This is a genomic window from Streptomyces sp. SID3212 (genome assembly GCF_009865405.1).
Classification (GTDB): domain Bacteria; phylum Actinomycetota; class Actinomycetes; order Streptomycetales; family Streptomycetaceae; genus Streptomyces.
Genome location: NZ_WWJY01000180.1, coordinates 1 through 3787 on the forward strand (window position 1 = coordinate 1; position 3787 = coordinate 3787).

The 3787-nt window shown below is 72.9% G+C and carries 3 protein-coding genes; 2 read left to right on the top strand and 1 reads right to left on the bottom strand.

Annotated features, from left to right (window positions below; translation table 11 throughout):
* Together GT042_RS05405 and GT042_RS05410 are read left to right on the top strand one after the other, a co-directional pair.
* Nucleotides 1-1470 (top strand): MFS transporter (locus tag GT042_RS05405; protein WP_161307551.1); only part of this gene is annotated, 1470 nt, incomplete at its 5' end.
* The gene (locus GT042_RS05410) at nucleotides 1467-2096 is read left to right on the top strand and encodes a TetR family transcriptional regulator (protein ID WP_161307552.1); all 630 of its coding nucleotides are present in this window, start codon (nucleotides 1467-1469) and stop codon (nucleotides 2094-2096) included. The genes GT042_RS05405 and GT042_RS05410, both read left to right, overlap by 4 nt.
* 127 nt (nucleotides 2097-2223) lie before the next feature.
* Here the strand turns inward: GT042_RS05410 and GT042_RS05415 are convergent.
* A partial coding sequence (locus GT042_RS05415) for a TIGR03767 family metallophosphoesterase (RefSeq protein WP_161307553.1) occupies nucleotides 2224-3787 on the bottom strand: 1564 nt, incomplete at its 5' end.

Sequence of the window (3787 nt, forward strand, 5' to 3'; positions counted from 1 at the left end):
ACACCCGCACCCGCCCCCGCACCGCACGCCCGCTTCCTGGTGGCGGTGCTCGCCTTCTGCGGTGTGGTCGTCGCCGTCATGCAGACGCTGGTCGTGCCGCTGCTGCCGCACATCCCCCAGCTCACCGGCGCCACCCCGACGGCCGCCAGCTGGCTGGTCACCGTCACCCTGCTCACCGGGGCCGTCTGCACCCCCGTGCTCGGGCGCGTCGGCGACATGTACGGCAAGCGGCGGGTGCTCCTCGCCTCCCTCGGGGTGCTGGTGGCCGGATCCGTCCTGTGCGCGATCAGCTCCCAGATCGCCGTGCTCATCGCGGGCCGCGCCCTCCAGGGCGCGGCGCTCGCGGTCGTCCCGCTCGGCATCAGCATCATGCGCGACGAGCTGCCGCCCGTGCGGGTCCTGCCCTCGATCGGGCTGATGAGTTCGACGCTCGGCATCGGCGCGGCCATCGGTCTGCCGGTCGCCGCGCTGGTGGTGGAGCACTACGACTGGCACAGCATGTTCTGGGCGTCGGCCGGGCTGGGCCTGCTGGACATGGTGCTCGTCCTGCTCGTCGTACCGGAATCACCGGTGCGCTCGCGCGGGCGCTTCGACGCGCTCGGGGCGCTGGGGCTGTCCGCCGCCCTGGTGAGCCTGCTGCTCGCGGTCACCCAGGGCGGCTCATGGGGCTGGACGTCCGTCCGCACGCTGGGCCTGCTCGTCCTCGCGGTCCTGATCGGACTGGTCTGGGGCGCGTACGAACTCCGTGCCACCAGCCCCATGGTCGACCTGCGGGTGTCCTCGAAGCCCGCCGTCCTGCTGACGAACATCGCCGCCCTCCTGATCGGCTTCGCCTTCTACGCCAACTCCCTGTCCACCGCGCAGATGGTGCAGGAGCCGAAGAGCACCGGGTACGGTCTCGGCGCGTCGATCGTCGTCAGCGGGCTGTGCCTGCTGCCCGGCGGGCTCGCGATGGTCGCCCTGTCCCCGGTGTCGGCGCGGATCTCCGCGAAGTACGGGCCCAAGACGGCTCTGGCGCTCGCCGCCGCGATCCTGGCGGTCGGCTATGTGGTGCGGTTCTTCACCAGCCACCACCTCTGGACGATCATCCTCGGCGCGACCGTCGTCTCGGCGGGGACGGCCATCGCCTACTCGGCGCTGCCCGCTCTCGTGATGCGCGCGGTGCCGGTGAGCGAGACGGGCGCGGCGAACGGGCTCAACACCCTGATGCGGTCGGTCGGGCAGGCGTTCTGCAGCGCGGTGGTCGCGGCGGTGCTGGCCAACGTCACCTTCCAGGCGGCCGGGCGGACCGCCCCCACCCTCCACGCGTATCTGCTCGTCTTCCTCATCGCGGCGGGCGCTGCGCTCCTCGCGCTGGCCGTCACCCTGTGTCTGCCGCGTCAACGCCCTGCGGCCACCGGTACCGTCGGGCGGGACAGGGCGGCCCAGGGCGGACACCCGCCGACGTCGCTCGCCCAGGAGGGCGCATGAACGGGCAGCAGACCGACCACGTCACCGGCGGCACCACCGCTCAGGGCGGCACCGGTGAAGGCGGTGGTACGGCGGGTGGGGGCGCCGATACGGGAACGGGCCGCCAGGCGATCCTGCGCGCCGCCCGGCGCGCGTTCGCCTTCCGCCCCTACGCCGAGGTGACCCTGCGGGCGATCGCCGCCGACGCGGGGGTGAGCCCCTCCCTGATCGTCAAGCACTTCGGCACGAAGGAGCGGCTGTTCAACACCGTCGCCGACTTCGGCCCGGCGGCCGACGCCCTGCTGGCCGCACCGCCCGCCTCCCTCGGCCGTCACCTGGTACTGGCCCTGCTGAGCAGCCGCCGTGAGCAGCAGTCCGACCCCCTGCTGCGGGTGGTGTTCTCGCTGGGCAAGGACGACGAACGGACACTGCTGCGGGAGCGTTTCGACGCCCAGTTCACCCGGCGGCTGGCCGCGCTGCTGCCCGGCCCCGAGGCCGGCCTCCGCGCCGAACTGATCGCCGCCCAGGTCCTCGGCCTGGGGGTGACACTCAGCCTGTACCGCACGGGCGCGGCGGGACAGGCCACCGACGAGCGGCTGGCGGACCTCTACGCACCGGGCCTCCAGCGCCTCATCACCCCCGCGTGACGGGGTGAGGGCGGCACCCGCGACGCGGGTGCCGCTCTCACTCGGCTGGTACGTCCCCGGCGCCGAGGCGTCGGAAGAGGCTCCCCGAATCCACCGGGAAGTCCGGCGGCCGGGGCCCGCCGCCCGCTCAGCGTCTCAGCACCAGCTCGGTGTTGCGGTCCGTGGAGGTGCCCGCGCCGGCCTTGCCCGCGCCCGGTGCGTTGAACGAGAACTCCCGGTACAGGGACGCGAGTCCGGTCTGCGAGAGGTCGTGGAAGTCGGTGCGGTGCGGGGCCGACGACTCGATGAGCGTGGTGAACAGGGAGAGGGTGCCGTCGTTGTTGTCGGCGATCTCGATCACCCGGGCGAGCTGCGGGAAGTCGATGTGCGAGGCGGTGGAGACCTCCCAGAAACTCCCGTGTGCCAGCACCGAGTTGCGGTGGCTGTGCCCGTTGACCCAGGCCAGCACAGAGCGGTGCTTCTTGAGCAGCGCGACCACCTCGTCACCGGAGTGCCGGGCCTCGCCGGGCTTCGCGGGGTCGCGGTGGGTGTTGGTCATCGTCCAGCTGTTGTGGTGGCTGAAGACGACGACGTACTGGTCCTTGTGGGCGACGAGGGTGCGTTCCAGCCACCTCAGTTGTTCCGTGCCGAGCGACCCGAGGAAGTGGCCTCCCCGGTCCGTGGTGTCCAGGCTGATGCCGGTGACGTTCCCGCCCATGGGGAAGGTGTAGTAGAGCGTGTCGCTGTCGAGGTTGTCCGCCGTGTAGCCGTGTCCCGCCGGACCCGCCCCCGCGCGCGCCGGGTCGAGGTGCGCGGTGAGGTACTCACGCGGGCCGAAGGGTGCCCGGCCCGGATCGGGCGTGATCGCGCGCATCGACCGGGTGGAGGCCCGCAGCAGGTCGACCAGGCCGCCGCCGGCCGGGCGGCTGCCGCTCTTCAAGGTCTGCCGGAGGGTGGCCGCCGCGCTGTCGGAGATGCCGTACAGCTTCCTCCCCCCGATCGCGAAGTCCGCGAGGAAGCCGCTCCGGTCGGCCATGGCGCCGCTCGCCAGCGTGTCGTGGTTGCCGACGGTCGAGAACCACGGCATCCGCAGCCCGGGGCTGTTGACCGGGCGGACCGCCGCCGCGAGGAACCCCTCGATCCGGGGGTAGCCGAGCTTCTTGTCCGTGTCCGGGCGGGTGTCCTCCGGGTGCCAGAACAGCCGCTCACCGGAGTTCTGGGCACCCTCGTACCGCCGGGGGTCACCGGTGTTCGGGGTGACCCGGCCGCCGCTCATCACTGTCAGGAACCAGTCCAGCTCCGCCAGGGAGTTGTTGTCGGTGTTGTCGCCGGTCGTCACCGCGAACGAGAGCGGGGCGCCGGTGGCGGGCCCGTTCCGCAGGGCGTTGATCTGCTCGACCAGCGCGACCGCGCCCGGCACGGTCAGGGCCTCCTGGGGGCGCCACGACGACAGGTCCATGGAGCGCAGGTACTCGGTGCGCACCGGGTGCTGGACGTCCACCAGGTGCAGGTCCGTGAGCTGGACGAACGAGCTGAGAACCGTACGCCGTCCCTCGCGGCCCGACCGGGGAGCGGCGAGGTCGTCCCGTACGACCCTGCGCCAGCCCGGCCCGTCGCCCAGGCGGCGGTACGGCGCGGACGCGCCGCGCGGCGAGGCCACCGTGTCGAGGGTGGTGCGGGCGGGGAGGGGGCGCGGGGAGACGGGGACGGGG